General features: G+C 73.5%; 16 protein-coding genes, 1 tRNA gene and 2 pseudogenes. 12 read left to right on the plus strand and 7 right to left on the minus strand.

Annotated elements, in window-relative coordinates:
* The first annotated feature begins 56 nt into the window (after nt 1-56).
* The gene (locus O7618_RS31255; protein ID WP_278109719.1) at nt 57-692 is read left to right on the plus strand and encodes a fasciclin domain-containing protein; all 636 of its coding nucleotides are present in this window, start codon (nt 57-59) and stop codon (nt 690-692) included.
* Nucleotides 693-722: 30 nt separating this feature from the next.
* Nucleotides 723-2,256 (plus strand): annotated as a pseudogene (locus O7618_RS31260) (molybdopterin-dependent oxidoreductase).
* A 45-nt stretch (nt 2,257-2,301) separates the two neighbouring features.
* Here O7618_RS31260 and O7618_RS31265 read toward each other — a convergent pair.
* A complete protein-coding gene (locus O7618_RS31265; protein ID WP_278109721.1) occupies nt 2,302-2,496 on the minus strand; it encodes a DUF2795 domain-containing protein in 195 nt (64 codons plus the stop codon).
* Nucleotides 2,497-2,576: 80 nt separating this feature from the next.
* On the opposite strand from O7618_RS31265, the gene O7618_RS31270 reads away from it, so the two are divergent.
* Nucleotides 2,577-3,833 carry an erythromycin esterase family protein gene (locus O7618_RS31270; RefSeq protein ID WP_278109722.1) on the plus strand — a complete coding sequence of 419 codons (1,257 nt, stop codon included), beginning with the start codon at nt 2,577-2,579 and terminating at the stop codon, nt 3,831-3,833.
* 56 nt (nt 3,834-3,889) lie between these two features.
* Here the strand turns inward: O7618_RS31270 and O7618_RS31275 are convergent, their stop codons facing one another.
* Both O7618_RS31275 and O7618_RS31280 read right to left on the minus strand, forming a co-directional pair.
* Nucleotides 3,890-6,073 (minus strand): MMPL family transporter, encoded by a 2,184-nt coding sequence (locus tag O7618_RS31275; RefSeq protein WP_278109723.1) that lies wholly within the window; start codon nt 6,071-6,073, stop codon nt 3,890-3,892.
* Between the two features lie 36 nt (nt 6,074-6,109).
* Nucleotides 6,110-6,655, minus strand: a complete 546-nt coding sequence (locus tag O7618_RS31280; RefSeq protein WP_278109724.1) for a TetR/AcrR family transcriptional regulator — start codon at nt 6,653-6,655, stop codon at nt 6,110-6,112.
* A 355-nt stretch (nt 6,656-7,010) separates the two neighbouring features.
* Here O7618_RS31280 and ligD point away from each other — a divergent pair, with 355 nt between their 5' ends.
* Complete coding sequence (gene ligD / locus O7618_RS31285; protein ID WP_278109725.1) at nt 7,011-7,970, plus strand: non-homologous end-joining DNA ligase; 960 nt, start codon at nt 7,011-7,013, stop codon at nt 7,968-7,970.
* A gap of 45 nt (nt 7,971-8,015) precedes the next feature.
* Here the strand turns inward: ligD and O7618_RS31290 are convergent.
* From O7618_RS31290 to O7618_RS31305, 4 genes are all read right to left on the minus strand, one after another.
* Nucleotides 8,016-8,090, minus strand: a tRNA-Arg gene (locus O7618_RS31290).
* Nucleotides 8,091-8,166: 76 nt separating this feature from the next.
* Nucleotides 8,167-8,862, minus strand: coding sequence for a winged helix-turn-helix domain-containing protein (locus tag O7618_RS31295; RefSeq protein ID WP_278109726.1), 696 nt, complete (start codon nt 8,860-8,862; stop codon nt 8,167-8,169).
* A gap of 76 nt (nt 8,863-8,938) precedes the next feature.
* The gene (locus tag O7618_RS31300) at nt 8,939-9,613 is read right to left on the minus strand and encodes a DUF305 domain-containing protein (RefSeq protein ID WP_278109727.1); all 675 of its coding nucleotides are present in this window, start codon (nt 9,611-9,613) and stop codon (nt 8,939-8,941) included.
* Between the two features lie 10 nt (nt 9,614-9,623).
* Nucleotides 9,624-10,457 (minus strand): DUF3105 domain-containing protein, encoded by an 834-nt coding sequence (locus tag O7618_RS31305; RefSeq protein ID WP_278109728.1) that lies wholly within the window; start codon nt 10,455-10,457, stop codon nt 9,624-9,626.
* A 98-nt stretch (nt 10,458-10,555) separates the two neighbouring features.
* Between O7618_RS31305 and argS the strand changes: the two are divergent.
* From argS to O7618_RS31345, 8 genes and pseudogenes are all read left to right on the plus strand, one after another.
* Nucleotides 10,556-12,221, plus strand: a pseudogene (argS, locus tag O7618_RS31310) (arginine--tRNA ligase).
* Between the two features lie 4 nt (nt 12,222-12,225).
* Nucleotides 12,226-13,611: a diaminopimelate decarboxylase gene (gene lysA, locus O7618_RS31315; RefSeq protein WP_278109729.1), complete on the plus strand. Its 1,386-nt coding sequence runs from the start codon at nt 12,226-12,228 to the stop codon at nt 13,609-13,611.
* Nucleotides 13,608-14,912 carry a homoserine dehydrogenase gene (locus O7618_RS31320; protein ID WP_278109730.1) on the plus strand — a complete coding sequence of 435 codons (1,305 nt, stop codon included), beginning with the start codon at nt 13,608-13,610 and terminating at the stop codon, nt 14,910-14,912. The genes lysA and O7618_RS31320 overlap by 4 nt, the downstream gene beginning before the upstream one ends.
* Before the next feature lie 113 nt (nt 14,913-15,025).
* On the plus strand, nt 15,026-16,075 hold the full coding sequence (thrC, locus tag O7618_RS31325) for a threonine synthase (RefSeq protein WP_278109731.1): 1,050 nt from the start codon (nt 15,026-15,028) through the stop codon (nt 16,073-16,075).
* Between the two features lie 91 nt (nt 16,076-16,166).
* Nucleotides 16,167-19,421, plus strand: a complete 3,255-nt coding sequence (locus tag O7618_RS31330; protein WP_278109732.1) for an efflux RND transporter permease subunit — start codon at nt 16,167-16,169, stop codon at nt 19,419-19,421.
* A 110-nt stretch (nt 19,422-19,531) separates the two neighbouring features.
* Complete coding sequence (locus O7618_RS31335) at nt 19,532-19,798, plus strand: hypothetical protein (RefSeq protein WP_278109733.1); 267 nt, start codon at nt 19,532-19,534, stop codon at nt 19,796-19,798.
* A complete protein-coding gene (locus tag O7618_RS31340; protein ID WP_278109734.1) occupies nt 19,789-20,379 on the plus strand; it encodes a polysaccharide deacetylase family protein in 591 nt (196 codons plus the stop codon). Before O7618_RS31335 ends, O7618_RS31340 begins: the two co-directional genes overlap by 10 nt.
* Before the next feature lie 9 nt (nt 20,380-20,388).
* Nucleotides 20,389-21,633 (plus strand): MFS transporter, encoded by a 1,245-nt coding sequence (locus O7618_RS31345; RefSeq protein ID WP_278109735.1) that lies wholly within the window; start codon nt 20,389-20,391, stop codon nt 21,631-21,633.
* Nucleotides 21,634-21,663 lie beyond the last annotated feature (30 nt).

Below are 21,663 nucleotides of genomic sequence, written 5' to 3' on the forward strand. Positions count from 1 at the left end.
GGTGAACACCGAATCCCCTTCAGACCGACAGTTCACCACTTGAAGGGATTTACTCGATGCGCCCCATGAAGCTCACCACCGTCGCCCTCGCCGCCACGCTCGGCCTCGGGCTCGCCGCCTGCGGCGGGAACGGCGACGACGGCGACGCCGCCGCGCCGGCCAGCAGCGCCCCGATGAGTTCCGCGCCGGCCAGCAGCGCGCCCGCGATGGCCGACGGCCAGTTCGGCCCCGGCTGCGCGGCGGTGCCCACCGACGCGTCGAACCCCGGCAGCTTCGCCGCCATGGCCCAGGTGCCGGTGGCCACCGCCGCCTCCGGCAACCCGCTGCTCAGCACGCTGGTCACCGCCGTCAAGCAGGCCGGGCTCGTCGACTCGCTCAACAGCTCCCCGGGGCTGACCGTGTTCGCGCCCACCAACGACGCGTTCGGCAAGCTGCCCAAGGCCGACCTGGACAAGGTCCTCGCCGACAAGAAGATGCTCACCGACGTGCTGACCTACCACGTGGTGGAGGGCAAGCTCGGCCCGGACCAGCTCGCCGGCGCGCACAAGACGCTCCAGGGCGGCGAGGTGACGGTCGCCGGCAGCGGCACCGAGTTCACCGTGAACGGCAACTCCATGGTCGTCTGCGGCAACGTGCAGACCGCCAATGCGACCGTCTACATCGTCGACTCGGTCCTGATGCCGAAGTCCTGACGTCGCCACCGCCGGTGAGGGGAGGAACCGATGACCCGCCGTACCCTGGCGGCCGCCGGAACGGGCCTGCTCGCGGCGGCCGCCGGGGTGGCGGTCGCGGAGCTGCTCGCCACCGCCGTCCGCCCGCAGGCGGCGCCACTTGTCGCGGTAGGGAGCGCCGTCGTGGACGGCGCGCCCACCCCGGTCAAGGAATGGGCGGTGCGCATGTTCGGCACCTACGACAAGCCGTTGCTGCTGGGCGGCATCGCGCTGGTGCTGGCGCTGCTGGCCGCGCTGACCGGGACCGCCGCCCGCCGCCGCCCGGCGCTGGGCCTGCTCGGGCCCGCGGTGCTCGGGGTGGCCGGCGTCGCCGCCGCGCTGACCCGCCCCGACGCCCGCCCGGCCGACGCCCTGCCGGCCCTGGCCGGCGCCGCCGTGGCCGCCGCCCTCCTGCGCTGGCTGCCCCTGCCCGGCCTGCCGGCCGCCGCCCCGGACCTCCCGGACGCCGCCCCCGACCCGGTGGGGGCGGGCGGTGGTGCGCAACGCGGCGCTGGTGGCGGCCGGCACCGCGCTGGCCGGCGTCGGCACGGCGACGCTGCGCCGGCTCGACGTGGCCGACGCGGCCCGGTCCCGGGAGGCCGTCCGGCTGCCCGCGCCGGCCTCGCCGGCCCGGCCCACGCCGGCCGGGGTGGCGCCCGGGTTCCGCACCCCGACCGCGGACTTCTACCGGGTCGACACCGCGCTCACCGTGCCCCGGCTGGACGTGGACGCCTGGCGGCTGCGGCTGCACGGCCTGGTCGAACGGCCGGTCGAGCTGAGCTTCGCCGACCTGCTCGACCGCGACCTGATCGAGCGGGACGTCACGCTGAGCTGCGTGTCCAACGAGGTCGGTGGCCCGTACGTGGGGACCGCCCGGTGGCTCGGCGCGCCGCTCGCCCCGCTGCTGCGCGACGCCGGCATCCGGGCCGGCGCCGACCAACTGGTGGCCCGCTCGGACGAGGGCATGACCATCGGCACGCCGATCGCGACACTCCTCGACGGACGGGACGCCATGCTCGCGGTCGGCATGGACGGCGCGCCGCTGCCGTTCACGCACGGCTTCCCGGTCCGGATGCTGACCCCCGGCCTGTACGGGTACGCCGGCGCGTGCAAGTGGGTCACCGAGTTGGAGGTGACCACGTTCGACGCCTTCGACGCGTACTGGGTGCGGCGGGGGTGGGCGCGGGAGGCGCCGGTGAAGACGGCGTCCCGGATCGACCGGCCCGCGCCGTTCGCCAGGCCTCCCGCGGGACGGGTCACCGTGGCCGGGGTGGCCTGGGCGCAGCACCGGGGCGTCGCGGCGGTGGAGGTCTCGGTGGACGGTGGCCCGTGGCGGGCCGCCGAGCTGCTGCCCACCGCCTCGGTCGACACCTGGGTCCAGTGGCGGTACGCGTGGACCGCTCCGCCCGGCCCGCACAGCCTGCGGGTACGCGCCACCGACGGCACCGGCGCGGTACAGCCCGAGCAGCGCCGTCCCCCGTTCCCCGACGGCGCCACCGGCCACCACACCATCACCGTGACGATGCAAGGAGGGGCCCCCGCTTAACGCCTGGGGTAGAGGAGGGGGCCCCGCTTTAACACCTCTGGTCGGCTAACCGGTGACGGTGACCAGGGCCTCACCCAACTCGGCCGGGGTGTCGAACTCCTCGGCCGGCAGGGTCCGGAGCGCCTGGAGCGCCTCGGTGCTGGCACCGTTCTCCTGCCCCCAGCGGACCAGGTCCTCCCGGGAGACCGGGTAGTCGAGTCCGGCCAGGAACTCCTGCAACTGCGCGCCGGTGACGGTCATGCCGCGCGGCTACCCGCTGTGCGCGCGGGCATGCCAGTACGGCTTCGGTTTGCCCCGGCGGGTCCCGGGTAGCCGCCCCCATGCTCGTACAGCGGCTCGGCGCGCCGAGCGACTTCGACCCGCTGCTGGAACGCGTTCGGGACGCCCGGATCGTGATGATCGGCGAGGCGACGCACGGCAGCTACGACTACTACCGGCTGCGGGAGCAGCTGACCCGCCGGCTCATCGCCGAGCAGGGCTTCGACTTCGTCGCGGTGGAGGGGGACTGGCCGGACTGCGACCGGGTGCACCGCTCGGTGGTGGGCGCGCCGGGCGGGCTGGCCGATCCGCTGGTCGCGCTGGAGCGGTTCGAACGCTGGCCCACCTGGATGTGGGCGAACGCCGAGGTGGCCCGGTTCTGCCGCTGGCTGCGGGCCTGGAACCTGGAGCGCCCCGAGGGGGGACGGGCCGGCTTCCACGGCCTCGACGTCTACTCGCTCTGGGAGTCGATGCAGGCCATCTTCGACTATCTGGGCGAGGAGGACCCGGCCTCGCTGGAGGCGGCCCAGGAGGCGTACCGCTGCTTCGAGCCCTACGGCAAACAGGTCGAGGAGTACGGGATGGCCAGCCGGTTCGTCTCCGCCCGGTGCGAGGAGGAGGTGGTGCGGCTGTTGGCGCGTACCCGGGAACAGGCCGCCGCGGACGGCCCGGACCGCTTCGCGGCCTGGCAGAACGCGGAGGTGGTGGCCGGCGCGGAGCGCTACTACCGGGCGATGGTCGGTGGCGGCCCGGAGTCGTGGAACGTCCGCGACGTGCACATGGCCGACACGCTGGACCGGTTGCTCGACCGCTACGGGCCGGACGCGCGGGGCGTCGTGTGGGCGCACAACACGCACGTCGGCGACGCGCGGGCCACCGAGATGGCGGCGGACGGCATGGTCACCATCGGCCAGCTCGCCCGGGAGCGGCACGGCCGGGACGCGGTCGCGCTGGTCGGCTTCGGAAGCTGGCGGGGGACGGTGGTCGCCGCGCCGCGTTGGGGCTCCCCGGCGGAGACGATGGCGGTGCCGCCGGCCCGGGACGGGTCGCTGGAGCACCGTCTGCACGAGCTGATGCCGGACCGGGCGGTGCTGGTCTTCGGCGGCCCGGACGAGCCGGACTGGGTGACCGGCGAGGCGGATCACCGGGCCATCGGCGTGGTCTACGACCCGAGCTTCGAGTCCTGGGGCAACTACGTGCCGACCCGGCTGGGGGAGCGGTACGACGCGTTCGTCTGGTGCGACGAGACGACCGCGTTGCACCCGCTGCCGGCGTTGGTGACGCCGGGCGAGATGGAGACGTATCCGGCCGGGGTGTGAGGTGGTTTGGCGGGGCCCCCTGTTATGCGCCAGGCGTTAACAGGGGGCCCCGCCTTTCACTTCACCTGGGCGGGCTCGTGGGTGGCGAGGTGGGTGCGGAGGCCCTCGCCCTCGACGTCCACGTTGGGCAGGATCTTGTTCAGCCAGCGGGGCAGCCACCAGGCGGCGTTGTTCAGCAGCGACATCACCGCCGGCACGATGGTCATCCGGACCACGAACGCGTCGATGGCGACACCGATCGCGAGCGCGAAGCCCATCGACTTGATGATCGGGTCGTCCAGGAAGACGAAGCCGCCGAACACCGAGATCATGATGAGCGCCGCCGCGGTGACCACCCGGGCGCCGTGGCCCATGCCGTTGATGGTGGCCTGGCGGGCGGTGTCGCCGTGCACGAAGTCCTCCCGCATCCGGGAGACCAGGAAGACCTCGTAGTCCATGGCCAGGCCGAACAGGATGCCGATCAGCAGGATCGGCAGGAAACTGACCAGCGGCGCCGGCGTGTCCACGCCGAGCAGGTCGGCCAGGTGGCCCTGCTGGAACACCGCGACCGTGATGCCGAAGGTGGCCGCCACGGTGAGCAGGAAGCCCAGCGCCGCCTTGACCGGCACCAGGATCGACCGGAACACCAGCATCAGCAGCAGCACGGAGAGTCCGACCACCAGCAGCAGGTAGACCGGCAGGGCGTCGGAGAGCTTCTCCGACACGTCGATGCCGATCGCGGTGACGCCGGTGAGCAGGACGTCGGCGTTCTGGATGCCGCCCACCTGCCGGCGGATGTCGTGCACCAGATCCTCGGTCTTCTCGTCGGTCGGACCGGTCTTCGGGATCACCCCGAGCAGCGCGGTGCGGCCGGACGGGTCGAGCTGCGGCGGGGCCACCGCCAGCACCCCGTCGGTCTTCTGGACCAGCGCGGCGACCTGCGGCACGGCGGCCTGGGTGGCCTGCGGCGAGTCGGCGGTGACCACGACCGCGAGCCGGCCGGTGAAGCCGGGGCCGAAGCCCTCCCGGATCAGGTCGTTGCTGACCCGGGCCGGGGTGCCCTCCGCGGCGGTGGAGGCGTCCGGCAGCGCCAGGCGCATGTCCTGCGACGGGATGGCGAGCAGGCCGAGGCCGAGCAGGCCGACCAGGATCACCGGGATGCGGAACCGGGTGACCCAGTGCGCCCAGCGGAAACCGAAGCCGGAGCGGTCCTCCGAGCCGGTGCCCGGGTCCGCGACGGCCTCCCGGTTGCGCAGCTTGCGCGGCAGCACCTTGCGGCCGGCGAAACCGAGCAGGGCCGGGGCCAGCGTGATCGCCACCAGCACGGCCACGGTGACGGTGCCGGCGGCGGCCAGACCCATCACGGTGAGGAACGGGATGCCCACCACGGCCAGCCCGGCCAGCGCCACCACCACCGTCGCCCCGGCGAAAACCACCGCCGAGCCGGCGGTGCCGACCGCGCGGCCGACCGCCTCCTCGGGCGAGAGCCCGTCGAGCAGGCTCTGCCGGTGCCGGGAGATGATGAAGAGCGAGTAGTCGATGCCGACCGCGAGGCCGAGCATCAGCGCCAGGATCGGCGCGGTGCTGGTCAGCTCGACCGTGCCGCTGAGCGCGAACAGGCCGGCCATGCCGACGCCGACGCCGATCAGCGCGTTCAGCATGGTCATCCCGGCCGCCACCAGGGAACCGAACGTGATGACCAGGACGATCGCCGCGACCAGCACGCCGAGTGCCTCGGTGGAGCCGACCTCCGGCTCGCCGTTGAGCACCTCGCCGCCGGGCGCGATCTGCCAGCCCTGCGCCTCGGCCTGCGCGCCGACCTTCTCGTAGGCGTCGCGCTGCTCGGTGGTGACGTCGTCGGCGCGACCGGCGAACTGCACCTGGATCAGCGCGTACCGGCCCTCCGGGGTGAGCGCCTGCGCCTGGTAGGGATCGATCGCGCCGACCACCCCGGGCAGCGTGGCCGCCTCCTGGGTGACCTGCTTGACCACCGCCTGGCCGGCCGGCGAGGTGAGCGCGCCGTCCTGCGGCGCCTTGACCGCGATGGTGCCGGTGGCGCCGCTGGCCGCCGGGAACCGGTCGGCGAGCAGGTCGATCGTCTTCTGCGACTCGGTGCCGGGCATGGTGAAGTTGCTCGCCGTCGGGCCGCGCAGCGTGGCCGCGGCCAGACCGAGACCGACGAGTACGACGAGCCAGACGACGGCGACGAGTCGCCGCCGGCGCAGGGATGCCCGGCCGAGCCGGTACAGCAGGGTCGCCATGGACCTTCCTTCGTCCTCGGGATTGCGACAGTGGGATCAGGTGGTGGGTTCGAGCGCGCGGTGCGCCACGGCGAGCAGCGCGGGTCGCAGCTCCTCATCGGGGATGTCCAGGAACTCACCGCAGGTCTCGGCGATGCCGGCCAGCACGACGAGCGCGGCGATGCGGGCCGCCGGCCGGTCGGAGAACCCGGCGAAGGCGGCGACCAGTCGTTCGGAGATCTGCTGGATGTGTGCGAACGCCGGCTGCTGGAGCAGGTCGGGGAACTCGCCCCGGAGCAACGCGATCTCCCGGCGGAACCGGACCGCCAGGTCGACGAAGCCCTCGGCGGCGATCCGCTGGGCCTCGGCGCCGGTCGGCTCGGCGAGCCGGGCGTCGAGCTGTTCGAGCACCGCGATGGCGGGTGCCATCAGCTCGCAGAGCAGCGCGTCCTTGCTGGCGAAGTGGTAGAGCACGGTGGCCTTGGAGCACCCCACGTCGCGGGCGATGTCCTGCAACGAGGTGCCCTTGTAACCGGTGACGGCGAACCGACGGGCCGCGGCGGTGAGCAGCTCGTCGTGGGTGGCCGGGGTAGCGCGCGCCATGCCCTCCAGCATGCCTGACCGATCGGTCAGCACCTGACCGATCGGTCAGACGGATTGCGTGGGCTTCGCCACAGGCGACCGGTGCCCGCCGTTCCAGCTCGGTGCGGCGGATCCGGGCGGAGACCGCTGCTCCTCCGGCCTGCAAACGTGCTGACATGAACGGATCAGTCGGCCTGCGGCGGAGGTGCGTCGCGCCCGTCCCGCATCGGGCCGCTGGTCCTGCTGGCCGTTGACTCGTTCACGCCATCAGGTTTGCAGCGTGGTCGCCCACTGCCGGACGGCGCGACGGCGTCGGCGGACGAGCCGGCCGCCGTGTCGGGTTGCCGGGCCGGGCCCGGGCCGGGAAGGTGGGCGGATGGGCGCCGCTGACGAGACCCGCGACGGGATTCCGCTGACCAACCTGGACCAGCCACTGTTCGACGGCGCCGCCGCGACAAAGCGCGACCTGGTCGACTACCTCGACGCGGTGCACGGCCGGCTCCTGCCGGAGCTGCGCGACCGGCCGCTGTCGGTGCTGCGGGTCCGGCCCGGGCAGGAGCCGTTCATGCAGAAGAACCTGCCGAAGTACACGCCGGACTGGGTGTGCCGCACCGAGGTCTGGGCCGAGGCGTCGCACCGGCGCATCTCGTACGCGCTCTGCGACGACCGGCGGACGCTGCTCTGGTTCGCCAACCAGCGGGCGGTGGAATACCACGCCCCACTGGCCCGCGCCGGGCAGGCCGAGCACCCGACCCACCTGGTGCTCGACCTGGACCCGCCGGAGGGCGACTCGTTCGGCGTGGCGGTGCGGGTCGCGCTGCTGGTGCGGCAGGCGCTCACCGACGCCGGGCTGGCCGGCGCGGTCAAGACCAGCGGGGCCAAGGGCCTGCACGTGATCGTGCCGGTGGCGCCGGCCACCACGGCTGAGGAGGCCGCCGCGGCGACCCGGGCGCTCGCGGCCCGCGCCGAACGGCTCGACCCGGCGCTGGCCACCACCGCGTTCATCGTGGCCGACCGGGGCGGCCGGGTCTTCGTCGACTCCACCCGGGCGTACGGGGCGACAGTGGTGGCCGCCTACAGCCCCCGGATCCGGCCGGGCACGCCGGTGTCGTACCCGGTCGGCTGGGCCGACCTGGAGTCGGCGACGCCCGCCGACTTCACCGTGCGAACCGTGCCGGCGCTGCTCGGCGCGCGGGATCCGTGGGCGGAGGCGCTGCCCGATCCGCAGTCGCTGCCGGCGGAACTGGTCGAGGAGGGGCGGGGCATCCCGGTGGCCCGGGTCCAGGCGATGCACGAGGGAAAGCGGCGGGCGAAGGCGCGGCGCGAGGCCGGCTGAGCCGACGCGAAAGCCCGGGCGCGAGGCCCGGGCTTCGACGTCTTCTGGTGCCCCCGGCAGGATTCGAACCTGCGCCCCCGCCTCCGGAGGGCGGTGCTCTATCCCCTGAGCTACGGGGGCTCAGCGACCCGAGAAGAGTAGCAAACCCCTTCCCGGATCACCGAATCGGTGTCGCCCGGGAGTCGATCTTCACCGGTCAGGCCGCGGCGACGGCGCGACCGCAGCTCGGCAACGGGTGCAGCGCGATGCGGCGGGGCAGCCGGCGGGGCCACTCGTTGCGCGGCCAGGAGCCGTCCACGATCAGGTGCACGGTGCGTTCCTCGGCGCCACTGAGCCGCAGCACGAAGTCCCGGGGCAGCGGTGGGTCTACCGAGGGTGTGGTCACCATGAACCGCACCCGCCCCCGGGAGGAGACCGCCGAGACCACGTCGGCCGCCGGCATGGTGCCCCGCAGCCGTACCCGGCCGATCCAGTAGACCTCGGCGGCGTGCTCCTGCGCGGCCCGCGTGATCGCCGGGTACTCGCTGCGCACCCACCGCTCGACCGCGCTCACGCACAGGCCGCAGGCACGCTCGCGCGGCTCGCGCGGCCCCAGCCCCCAGGCCCGGAGGTACGCCCCGACGGTGCCGGCGTCCAACGCCAACGCGAACCGACGCTCGATGAGCGTGGTCAGGCTCTGCCGCGTCCACAGCTCCTCGTCGAGGCCGAACTCGTCCGGGTGGACGCCCCGCAGCACGTCGATCAGTTCGAGTTCCTGTTCGCGACTGAGCGTTCCCGGCTCGCCCTGCCGCAGTCCGCGACGGACGGCTGCCACCGCTCCGTCACCGCCGATGGTGTGGCGTCGGCACCAGCTGGTCACCGACCGCCCTGCGTCTCTGAGTGCAACCCCCACGTCCTACGCAACGAGCCCGAACCATAACCGGTCACGATATGTATGGAGAAAACTCCTGAAATGGACAAGCGGGACGTCAGGGGGTTCCGCCCAGGCGCTTCAGCGCCGCGTTGAGGTTGGCCAGGTCGTTCTGCTGGGTGTTCTTCATGACCTGGGCGACCGCCAGCACGTCGTCGTCGTGTCCCTCGTCGAGGATGCCGTCGATCATGTGCACCCCGCCGATGTGGTGGCGGATCATCATCTGCAGGAACAGCACGTCGAACTCGCGCCCGCTCGCCGCCCGCAGCTTCGCCATCTCCTCGGGCGTGGCCATGCCCGGCATCAGACCGTCCTTCACCAGGCCGGCGCCGTCCGGCATCCACGCCATCGGGGCCTGCACACCGGTCGGGTCCAGCTTCCAGGAGCGCAGCCAGGTCTGCATGGTCCCGATCTCACCCTGCTGCCCGGTGGCGATGTCCACGCCGACCTGGCGCACCTCGGCGTCCTGGCCCTGGCGGAACGCCAGCAGCCCCATGGCCACCGCCTGGTTGTGGTGGGTGGTCATGTCCCGGGCGAAACCGGCCTCGGCCGAGGTGTCGCCCGGGCTGGTGAGCGTCGGGGTGAGCAGGCCGCCCGCGTACCCGAGGAGCAGCCCCACCACGACGGCGGCGGCCAGGGCGAGCACGCCGTAGCGGCGGACCGCCGGCCGGCCGCGCTCGTCGGCGGCCGGCGTCTCGTCGAGCTCGCTGTCGGTGGTCACCGGAGCGGTCATCGCGGCGTCCTCACTGGGTCGGCTGCTCGGGCATGTTCGGCTGGACGTTGTCCCGCGGGGTGGTGCCGGTGGCGGTGATGCCCTGGTCGCAGAGCGCGTTCGGGCCCTCGATCGAGGCGTTCACCCGCAGCGTCTTGATGAAGTCGTCGATCCGGCCGTCGTCGGCGTTGTCGACCTTGAGCTGGAAGCCCCAGGCCTGGAGCGAGATCGGCTTGTCCAGCCCCTCGTACGGGCTGAGCATCAGCTTTTCCTGGCCCTGCACCTTGCTCTTGAGCGTCGCCACCTGGTCGGCGGGCAGGTCGGGTCGGTAGGTGATCCAGACCGTGCCGTGCTCCAGGCTGTGCACCGCGTGCTCGTTGGCGATCGGGGCGTCGTAGACGTCGCCCATGCAGTTCTGCCAGGCCTGGTTGTGCGGGCCGCCGACCGGCGGGGACTGCTCGTACTTGATCGTGCCCGGCTGGTGGTTGCCGCCCTTGACCAGGTCCTTGTCCTTCTTGCGGAAGTCGACCATGCCGCTGATCGCGTCGGCCCGCTTCTGCCACGGCTGGGCGCCCTGGTAGACCGACCAGGCGCCGATGCCGATGATCGCGACGGCGAGCACGCCGACCGCGGCGAAGAGCGCGATCGGACCCCACGAACGGCCCTGGCTCACCTTCACCGGGGTCACCGGCTTGCGGCCCTTGCCCCCGGCACCCGGCCGTGGCGCGCCCTTGCCGGCGGGCTTGCCCGCACCGGCCTTGGCGGCGGGCTTATCGCCCGCGGCGGGCCGGCCGGCGGCCGGCTTCTTGCCGGTGCTGACCACGGTGGGACGGCGTTCCGGGCCGCCCGGGGTGCTGATGCTCATCGTGCCTCGTCAGGTCGGTCGGTCAGGGGAGCGCGGGGCCCGTTCACATGCTGGGTCGCCGCCGCGGTGCCCGAGTCTACCCCCGATAACATGGTTCGGTGACTCCCGCAGAACTCGCCGAGGTCGTCCTCGCCGCAGCCCACGCCGTCTTCGACGAGCGGGGTCTGGACCGCGCCGCGCTGCCCGCGCAGACCACCGTCGAGCGACCCCGCAACCCCGATCACGGCGACTACGCCTCCACGCTGGCGCTCCAGCTCAGCAAGAAGGTCGGGGTGCCCCCGCGGGAGCTGGCGACCGCGCTCGCCGAGCAACTCGGCCGGGCGCCGGGGGTCAAGTCGGTGGAGATCGCCGGCCCGGGCTTCCTGAACATCCGGCTGGACGCGGCCGCCGCCGGCCAGCTCGCCAGGTCGATCGTCGAGGCCGGCCCGGCGTACGGGCGCAGCGACACGCTGGCCGGGCAGCGGATCAACCTGGAGTTCGTCTCGGCGAACCCGACCGGTCCGGTGCACATCGGCGGCGTCCGCTGGGCGGCCGTCGGCGACGCGCTCAGCCGCCTGCTCCGCGCCACCGGGGCCGACGTGGGCACGGAATACTATTTCAACGACGCCGGTTCCCAGATCGACCGGTTCGCCCGCTCCCTGCTGGCCGCCGTGAAGGGTGAGCCCGCGCCGGAGGACGGCTACGGCGGGGCCTACCTCGCGGAGATCGCCACCGAGGTGGTCAACCGCCGGCCCGAGGTGCGCGAGCTGGACGACGCCGCCGCGCAGGAGGTCTTCCGGGTCGAGGGCGTCCAGCTCATGTTCGCTGAGATCAAGTCCTCGCTGCGCGACTTCGGGGTCGAGTTCGACACCTACTTCAACGAGAAGGACCTGCACGATCGGGGCGAGCTGGAGGCGGCGCTGACCCGACTGCGCGAGCAGGGGCACGTCTTCGAGTCCGAGGGCGCGACCTGGCTGCGCACCACCGACTTCGGCGACGACAAGGACCGGGTGCTGCGCAAGTCCAACGGCGAGTGGACCTACTTCGCCGCCGACTGCGCCTACTACCTGGACAAGCGGGAGCGCGGCTTCGAGCGGGTCGTGATCATGCTGGGCGCCGACCACCACGGCTACCTCGGCCGGATGAGGGCGATGGCCGCCTGCTTCGGTGACGACCCGGCGCGCAACCTGGAGATCCTCATCGGCCAGCTGGTCAACCTGGTCCGCGACGGCGCCCCGGTGCGGATGAGCAAGCGGGGCCGGCACCGTGGTCACCCTGGAGGACCTGGTCGACGCGATCGGCGTGGACGCCTCCCGCTACGCGCTGGCCCGCTACTCCAGCGACTCGCCGATCGACATCGACGTGGAGCTGTGGACCCGGGCCACCCGCGACAACCCGGTCTACTACGTGCAATACGTGGCCGCCCGCACCGCGAGCGTCAACCGCAACGCCGCCGAGGTGGGGTTGACCCGGGGCGACGCCGCCGACTTCCACGCCGAGCTGCTCGACCACGAGAAGGAGAACGAGCTGCTCAAGGCGCTGGCCGCGTTCCCGTCCGTGGTGGCCGCCGCGGCCGAGCTGCGCGCCCCGCACCGGCTCTCCCACTACCTGGAGGACCTGGCGCAGGCATACCACCGGTTCTACGACAACTGCCGGATCCTGCCGCGCGGCGACGAGGAGGTCACCGACCTGCACCGGGCCCGGCTCTGGCTCAACGACGCCACCCGGGTGGTCATCGCCAACGGCCTGCGCCTGCTCGGCGTCTCGGCGCCCGAGAGGATGTGAGCTGGTGCGCGCGCACGAGGCCGGTGCCCTGCACGGCGACATCGGCAACCGGGGGCCCGCCTGGCTGCGTACCCCGGTCGACGTCAACTCCCTGGTGCCGCAGCTCTGGCCGCGGCACGTGGCGCGCGGCCCGGCCGGCGCGCTGACCGCCGCCGGCCTCGACGTCCGTGACCTGGCCGCCGAGTTCGGCACCCCGGCGTACGTGCTGGACGAGGACGACCTGCGCGAACGCTGCCGCGAGTTCCGGTCCGCCTTCCCGGACGCGGACGTCTACTACGCCGGCAAGGCGTTCCTCTGCCGGGCGGTGGTCCGCATGATCGCCGAGGAGGGCATGTTCCTCGACGTCTGCACCGGCGGCGAGCTGGCCACCGCGCTGTCCGCCGGGATGCCGCCGGAACGGATCGGCTTCCACGGCAACAACAAGTCGGTGTCCGAGCTGACCCGGGCGGTGGACGCCGGGGTCGGGCGGATCATCGTCGACTCGTCCGACGAGATCGACCGGCTCAACGCGCTGGCCCGGGAGCGGCACGTGCGCCCCCGGGTGCTGCTGCGGGTCACCGTCGGCGTGGAGGCGCACACCCACGAGTTCATCGCCACCGCGCACGAGGACCAGAAGTTCGGCTTCTCGCTGGCCGGCGGCGCGGCCGCCGCGGCGGCCTTCCGGATCCTCGACGAGGACGTGCTGGAGCTGCGCGGGCTGCACTCGCACATCGGCTCGCAGATCTTCGACGCCAGCGGCTTCGAGGTCTCCGCCCGCCGGGTGCTCGCCCTCCAGGCGCAGATCCGCGACGCCCGCGGCGTGGAGCTGCCCGAGCTGGACCTGGGCGGCGGCTTCGGCATCGCGTACACCACGCAGGACGACCCGGCCTCGCCGCACGACCTGGCCAAGCGACTCCGCAAGATCGTCGACGGGGAGTGCGCGGCGGAGAACCTGGCCGTGCCGCACCTCTCCGTCGAGCCCGGCCGGGCGATCGTCGGCCCGGCCGTGTTCACGCTCTACCAGGTCGGGACCGTGAAGGACCTGGACGGCCTGCGGACCTACGTGAGCGTCGACGGCGGGATGAGCGACAACATCCGCACCGCGCTCTACGACGCCTCCTACTCGGCCACCGTGGCCAACCGGACGTCGGCCGCCCCGCCGTTGCTCGCCCGGGTGGTGGGAAAGCACTGTGAGTCCGGGGACATCGTGGTGAAGGATGAATTCCTGCCCGCCGACGTGCAGCCCGGAGATCTTGTCGCGGTGCCCGGCACCGGGGCCTACTGCCGGAGCATGGCCAGCAACTACAACCATGTGCCGCGCCCCCCGGTCGTCGCCGTACGCGACGGGTCGGCCCGGGTGATCGTTCGCCGGGAGACGGAAGACGACCTGCTCGCATTGGATGTGGGATGACCTTACCGGTTCGCTTGGCACTTCTCGGCTGCGGCACCGTCGGCAGCGACGTGGTTCGCCTGCTGCACGAGCAGTCGGCCGACCTCGCCGCCCGGATCGGCGCGCCGTTGGAGATCGCCGGCATCGCGGTCCGCCGGCTCGGCCGCGACCGTGGCGACCTGCCGGTCGACGAGGGCCTGTTCACCACCGACCCGCTGGGGCTGATCAAGCGGGACGACGTGGACGTCGTGGTCGAGGTGGTCGGCGGCATCGAGCCGGCCCGGGGCTGGCTGGTCGAGGCGCTGCGCGCCGGCAAGAGCGTGGTCACCGCCAACAAGGCGCTGCTCGCCGAGGACGGCGCCGCGCTGCACGACGCCGCCGCCGAGGGCGGCGCCGACCTCTACTACGAGGCGAGCGTCGCCGGCGCCATCCCACTGCTGCGCCCGCTGCGCGAGTCGCTGCACGGCGACCGGATCACCCGGGTCACCGGCATCGTGAACGGCACCACCAACTTCATCCTCTCCGCCATGGACGCCACCGGCGCCGGCTTCGCCGAGGCGCTGGAGGAGGCCACCGAGCTGGGCTACGCGGAGGCAGACCCGACCGCCGACGTGGAGGGCTTCGACGCCGCCGCCAAGGCCGCCATCCTCGCCTCGCTGGCGTTCCACACCCGGGTCACCGCCGCCGACGTGCACCGCGAGGGCATCACCGAGGTGACCGCGGCGGACGTGGCCAGCGCCAAGGCGATGGGCTGCACGATCAAGCTGCTCTGCATCGCCGCCCGGGGCGTCGACGCGGCCGGGCGCGAGACCGTCAACGTCCGGGTGCATCCCGCGATGATCCCGCTGGCCCACCCGCTCGCCCGCGTCGGCGACGCGTTCAACGCGGTCTTCGTCGAGGCCGACGCGGCCGGTCAGCTCATGTTCTACGGCCGCGGCGCGGGCGGCGCGCCGACTGCCAGCGCCGTCCTCGGCGACGTGGTCGCGGTCGCCCGCAACCGCATCGCCGGGGTGCGCCAGGCCAGCGAGTCGGCGTACGCGGACCTGCCGGTGCGACCGATGGGGGAGGCGCTCACCCGCTACCACATCAGCCTCGACGTGGCCGACCGGCCGGGTGTGCTGGCGTCGGTGGCCGGGGTGTTCGCCCGGCACGAGGTCTCCATCGCCACCGTGCGGCAGGGACCCGCCGGCGGCGACGCCGAGCTGGTCATCGTGACCCACGTCGCGCCGGACGCCGCGCTCGCGGCCACCGTGCGGGAGCTGCGCGGGCTGGACACGGTCCGCTCGGTCACCAGCGTGCTGCGGGTCGAGGGCGGGGCGTAGCCCGCGCGTCCCGCCTGATGGTTAGGGCAGGGTGTGGCGGTGGCCGGCGAGGCAGGGTGGGCCACGCTGGTGACAGGCCCCGCGACCGGGGCGACGGAAGCGAGGAGCGGGACATGTGGCGAGGGCTGATCGAGGCGTACCGGGACCGGCTGCCGATCACCGACGCCACTCCCGTCGTGACCCTGCACGAGGGGAACACGCCGCTGCTGCCGGCGCCGGTGCTCTCCGCCCGGGTCGGCGCCGACGTGTGGCTCAAGGTCGAGGGCGCGAACCCGACCGGCTCCTTCAAGGACCGGGGCATGACGGTCGCCGTCTCCAAGGCCGTGGAGGACGGCGACAAGGCGATCATCTGCGCCTCCACCGGCAACACCAGCGCCTCGGCCGCCGCGTACGCGGCCCGGGCCGGGATCACCTGCGCGGTGCTGGTGCCGCAGGGCAAGATCGCGCTGGGCAAGCTGGCCCAGGCGCTGGTGCACGGCGCGAAGCTGCTCCAGGTGCAGGGCAACTTCGACGACTGCCTGGCGCTGGCCGGCAAGCTCGCCCAGGACTTCCCGGTGGCGCTGGTCAACTCCGTCAACATCTACCGGCTGCACGGGCAGAAGACGGCCGCGTTCGAGATCGTCGAGGCGCTCGGCGACGCGCCCGACATCCACTGCCTGCCGGTCGGCAACGCCGGCAACATCTCCGCCTACTGGATGGGCTACTCGGAGGACCTGCGCGACGGCAACGCCACGAAGGCGCCCCGGATGTACGGCTTCCAGGCGGCCGGCGCGGCCCCGATCGTCACCGGCCGGATGGTGCCCGAGCCCTCGACCATCGCCACCGCCATCCGGATCGGCAACCCGGCGAGCTGGACCAGGGCCGTCGACGCGCGCGACGCCTCCGACGGGCTGATCGCGGCGGTCACCGACCGGGAGATCCTCGCCGCCTACCGGCTGCTGGCCCGCGAGGTCGGGGTCTTCGTCGAGCTGGGCAGCGCGGCCAGCGTGGCCGGCCTGCTCCAGCAGGCCGACGCCGGTCGGGTGCCGGCCGGGTCGCGGGTGGTGTGCACGGTCACCGGGCACGGCCTGAAGGACCCGGAGTGGGCCATCTCGACCGCCCCCGCGCCGCTGACCATCGCCAACGACGCGATCGCCGCCGCGCGCGCGCTCGACCTGGCCTGAGGCGCGTCCGGCCCCGGGCACGGGCGACGGGAGCGGGTGCGGCACACTCAGGGCAACTTCGCAGACCCCTCCTCAGGAGTGACCAACGCCCATGTCGTTGCTCGCCAGATTCAGCCTTGCCAACCGGGGCCTGATCGCCCTGATCGCGTTGGTGACCGCGGCGTTCGGCGCGTTCGCCGTGCCGTCGCTCAAGCAGCAGTTGCTGCCGTCGCTGGAGTTCCCGGCCGCGTTCATCGTGGCGCCCTATCCGGGCGCCGCGCCCGAGATCGTCGAGTCCCAGGTCGCGGAGCCGATCGAGAACAGTCTCCAGGGCATCCCGGGGCTGGAGAAGGTCACCTCGACCTCGCGTGAGGGCGCGGCGACCATCCAGGTGCAGTACGAGTTCGGCACCGACCTGGACGACGTGGTCAACAAGATGGAGACCGCGCTCAACCGCACCCAGCTCCCCGAGGGCGTCGACCCGCAGGTGATCGCCGGCAGCACCGACGACCTGCCCGCCGTGGTGGTGGCCGCGACCGGCGACGGCGACGAGCGGGCACTGGCCGAGAAGCTGCGCACCGCCGTGGTGCCGGAGCTGGAGGGGCTGGACGGGGTCCGCTCGGTGGACGTCACCGGCGCCCGGGACCAGGTGGTGGCGATCACGCCGGACCCGGCGAAGCTGGCCGCCGCCCGGGTGGCGCCGACCGCGATCGCGCAGGCGTTGAGGACCAACGGGGTGGCGGTGCCGGCCGGCGCGCTGGCCGACGGCGACCGCTCGCTGCCGGTGCAGGTCGGCACGCCGATCCGCACCGTGGACGACCTGCGCGGCATCGTGCTCACCACCGCGCCCGCCGCGCCGGTGCGCCTCGGCGACGTGGCCCGGGTGGAGCAGCAGCTCGCCCCGGCGACGTCGTTCACCCGCACCAACGGCAAGCTGAGCCTGGGCATCGCGGTCACCGCCAGCCCGGACGGCAACGCCGTCGGCATCTCGCACGACATCCGGGACCGGCTGGACGACCTGGCGGCCGCCTCCGGCGCCGAGCTGACCGTGGTCTTCGACCAGGCCCCGTTCGTCGAGCGGTCCATCGAGAGCCTCACCACCGAGGGCCTGCTCGGCCTGCTGATGGCGGTGGTGGTGATCCTGGTCTTCCTGCTCTCGGTCCGCTCCACGGTGGTCACCGCGGTCTCCATCCCGCTGTCGGTGCTGGTCGCGCTGATCGTGCTCTGGGCCGGCGACTACTCGCTGAACCTGCTCACGCTCGGCGCGTTGACCATCGCGGTGGGCCGGGTGGTGGACGACTCGATCGTGGTGCTGGAGAACATCAAACGGCACCTGGAGTACGGCGAGCCGAAGCGGGAGGCGGTCCTGACCGCGGTCCGTGAGGTGGCCGGCGCGGTGACCGCGTCCACGCTCACCACGGTCGCCGTGTTCGCGCCGATCGCCCTGGTGGGTGGCTTCGTCGGCCAGCTCTTCGCGCCGTTCGCGATCACCGTGACGGTGGCGCTGCTGGCCTCGCTGCTGGTGTCGTTGACGGTCATCCCGGTGCTCGCCTACTGGTTCCTGCGGCCGCGTCACCGCGCCGACGACGAGGCCGAGCGCCGGGCCGCCGAGGAGAAGGAGCTGCGCAGCCCGTTGCAGCGGGCGTACCTGCCGGTGATCGGGTTCGCCACCCGGTCGCGGCGGAGCCGGTGGGCCACCGTGGCGCTCGGCCTGCTGGTGCTGCTGGGCACGTTCGGCCTGGCGCAGAAGCTGGAGACGAACTTCCTGGACGACTCCGGCCAGGACACGCTCGCCATCCGGCAGGAGATGCCGGCCGGCACCAACCTGGCCGGCACCGACCGGGCCGCCGCCCGCGTCGAGGAGGTGCTGAAGCGTACGTCGGGGGTGGAGACCTACCAGGTCAGCGCCGGTGGTGGGGACAACCCGTTCGCCGGAGGTGGCGGCAGCGACCGCGCCTCCTGGTCGCTGGCGCTCTCCGACGACACCGACGCCAAGACGGTGCGTGAGGCGCTGCGCGAGGAGTTCGACACGCTCGGCCCGGAGGTCGGCGAGCTGACCTTCGGCGGCGGGCAGAACGCCTCCGCCAACCAGGTCGAGGTGGTGGTGCAGGCCGCCGACCAGGAGACGCTGGCGCGGGCGGCGGAGGAGGTCCGGGCCGCGATGGCCGGCACCTCGGGCGTCGAGGACGTCACCACGAGCCTGGCCACCCGGGTGCCCCGGGTGGAGGTGACCGTGGACCGGGTCGCCGCGGCCCGCGCCGGCCTGACCGAGGCGGCCGTGGGGCAGCTCGTGGCGCAGACGTACCGGGGGGCGCCGCTCGGCCAGGTGACGCTCGACGGCACGGCGCAGGACGTGGTGCTGAGCACCGGGGCCCGGCCGCCGGTGAGCGTGGACGAGCTGCGGGCGCTGCGGGTGGGGGCGGTGACGCTGGACGCGATCGCCGACGTCAACCAGGTCGACGGACCGCAGCAGGTGACCCGGATCGACGGCGAGCGCAGCGTCTCGGTGACCGGCACGGCCACCGGCTCGAACCTCGGGGCCACCACGCAGGAGTTGCAGAAGAAGCTGGACGCGCTGGAGGTGCCGGGCGCCACGTACGTCATCGGCGGGGTGAGCGCCGACCAGGCGGACGCGTTCGCGGACCTCGGCCTGGCGGTGCTGGCCGCCATCGCCATCGTCTTCCTGATCATGGTGGCCACGTTCCGCAGCCTGACCCAGGCGCTGATCCTGTTGATCTCGGTGCCGTTCGCGGCGACCGGGGCGATCGCGCTGCTGCTGGCCACCGGGACGCCGCTGGGCGTGCCGGCGCTGATCGGTGTGCTCATGCTGGTCGGCATCGTGGTGACCAACGCGATCGTGCTGCTCGACCTGATCAACCAGTACCGGGCGCGGGGGATGGGCGTCACCGAGGCGGTCGTCGAGGGGGGCCGGCGGCGGTTGCGGCCGATCCTGATGACCGCGGTGGCGACCGTGTTCGCGCTGCTGCCGATGGCGTTCGGCCTGACCGGCGAGGGCGGCTTCATCTCCAAGCCGCTGGCGATCGTGGTGATCGGCGGCCTGCTCAGCTCCACGCTGCTGACGCTGGTGCTGGTGCCGACGCTCTACACGATGGTGGAGCACACGAAGGGTTCGCTGCGGGCGCGCCGGGACCGTCGCCGCGGCACCCCGGAACCGGCCGAGGCGGTGGAGGCCCCGGCCGATGCGCCGGAGTCGGAACCGGAGCCGGAGCCGGTGACCGTGGGGGGCGGGGACGGTCGGCCCGTGCCGCCGGCCCGCCCGTCCGGGGCGTTGATCGACGGCACGGACCAGTTCGAGGTGCTCCGCCTGCCGAAGAGCCGCCGTTCCCCCCTTCCCCCGACCGAGTGAAAGGCGGGGCCCCCGCTTAACGCTTCCCGTATAGGCGGGTGCCCCGCTTGCCACCTGCACCGCGCGCGGGGCGCCTCCGAGCCGCACCCGGCGGTACGCTCAGTGAGCTGGTGCCTACTTGGGGTGCGGGGGCGCGGATGGCGGGCGGCGCGAGCCGGTGGGGGCGGCGCACGCTGCTGCGCCGATCCGCGCTGGTGCTCGGCGGCGCGGCGCTCGGGCCCGCCGCCACGGTGGAGAGCACCTGGGTGGCCGACCGTCGACTCCCGCTGGCCGGCGGCCCGGCCAGCGCCACGCTCGGCAACCGCCGGCAGGATGTCGGCGGCGGCGGGGTGGAGGTGGTCTGGGGGTCCGGCTCGGCACTCCGCTGGTGGCGCTGACGTTCGACGACGGTCCCCGCCCACAGTGGACTCCGATGGTGCTGGACACGTTGGCCGAGCACCGGGTGCCGGCGACGTTCTTCCTGGTCGGTGAGCGGGCCCGCCGGCATGCCGCGGTGCTGCGCGGCCGAATGGGCGAGCACGAGGTGGGCAACCACAGCTGGGCGCATCACGACCTCACCCGGATGGACGCCGCGACGGTGCACGACGACCTGAGTCGCAGTCACGACGCGATCGTCGCGGCCACCGGTTCCGCGCCCCGGCTGCTCCGGCCACCCTGGGGCCACCTCGGCGGGGCGGTGCTGCACGCCGCGGCCCGGCTGGACTACCGGGTGGTGCTCTGGACGCTCCAGATGGTCGAGCGCGAGTTCCCGCACGATCCGGTCGGGCACGCCCGGCGGATCGTCGCCAACGTGCGCCCCGGCACCATCCTGCTCGGGCACGACGTCGGCGACGAGCGGCGGCTGGTGGCGCTGCGCGGGCTGCCCGACATGATCGCCGGGCTGCGGGCCCCGGGCTACACCTTCGTCACGGTCTCCGACCTGCTGCGTCGCGCTTCCGGCCCGGGAGCGGCCCGGTAGGGTGCCGGCGTGTCACCCACCCTCTCGGTCCTCGTCCGCAACCGCGACTTCCGGAACCTGTTCCTCGCCGAGCTGGTGGTCTTCGGCGCCGACTGGTTCGTCATGGTGCCGCTGCTGGTGCTCCTGCCGGACCTGACCGGCAGCGGGGTGTGGGGCGCGTTGGTGCTGGCCGTGGACACCGGCACCACCGCGCTGCTGCTGCCGTACGCCGGCACCGTCGCCGACCGGTTCGACCGCCGCCGGGTCATGATGGCGGCCAACCTGGCCGCGCTCGCCGGCATCCTGCTGCTGCTCGGCGTGCGCTCCGCCGGTACGGCGTGGCTGGCCCTGGTGGCGATCGCGGTCGTCGCGGTGGCGAAGGCGGTCTACTCGCCCGCCGCGCAGGCCGCACTGCCCAATGTGGTCGACCCGGCGGACCTGGCGGCGGCGAACGCGGTCGCCGGCTCGGCGTGGGGCACCATGACGGTGGTCGGCGCCTCACTCGGCGGCATGCTCAGCGCCGCGTCCGGGCCGTACGCCAGCTTCTACGTGGCCGCCGCGGGCCTGGCCGGGGCGGCGGTCCTGGCCGCGCTGATCCGCCGCCCCCTCCAGGCGCCCCGGGACCCGGCGGCGGCGGTGCCGCGCACGCTCGCGGCGATCCGGGAGGCGCTGGGCTACATCGCCCACCGGCCGCGCGTGCTGGCGCTGGTCACGGTGAAGTCGGCGGTCGGCCTGGGCAACGGCGTGCTGACCGTCTTTCCGCTGCTCGCCGGCGTCTACGGCGTCGGCGCGGTCGGCGCCGGCCTGCTCTTCGCGGCCCGGGGCGCCGGGGCGCTCGTCGGCCCGATCCTGATGCGCCGGGTGCTCAGCAACCGGGCCTGGCTGCTCACCGGTCTCGCGCTGTCCATGTCGCTGTACGGCCTGGCCTATCTGGGCGCCTCGGCGGTGTCCTGGTTCCCGCTGGTGCTGGTGCTGGTCTTCCTGGCCCACCTGGGCGGCGGCAGCAACTGGGTGCTGTCCAACTACGCGCTGCAGGGCGAGGTGCCGGACCGGCTGCGCGGCCGGGTCTTCGCCACCGACATGATGCTGGCGACGCTCGCCATCGCGGTCAGCCAGCTGGTGGTGGCGCTCGTGGTGGACCGGGTGGACGAGCGCAGCGTGCTGGCCGGCTGCGGCCTGGTCACCGTCGTCTACGCGATCGGTTGGCGCCTCGCCACCCGCAGTCTCTCGCTGACCGACCCGGTCGAAGCGCCCGCCCCGGGGCGGGCCGACTGACCGTTGACGCGCCGCCTTCGGGGGTGTCGG

The sequence above is a fragment of the Micromonospora sp. WMMD980 genome, from assembly GCF_029626035.1.
Lineage (GTDB): Bacteria > Actinomycetota > Actinomycetes > Mycobacteriales > Micromonosporaceae > Micromonospora.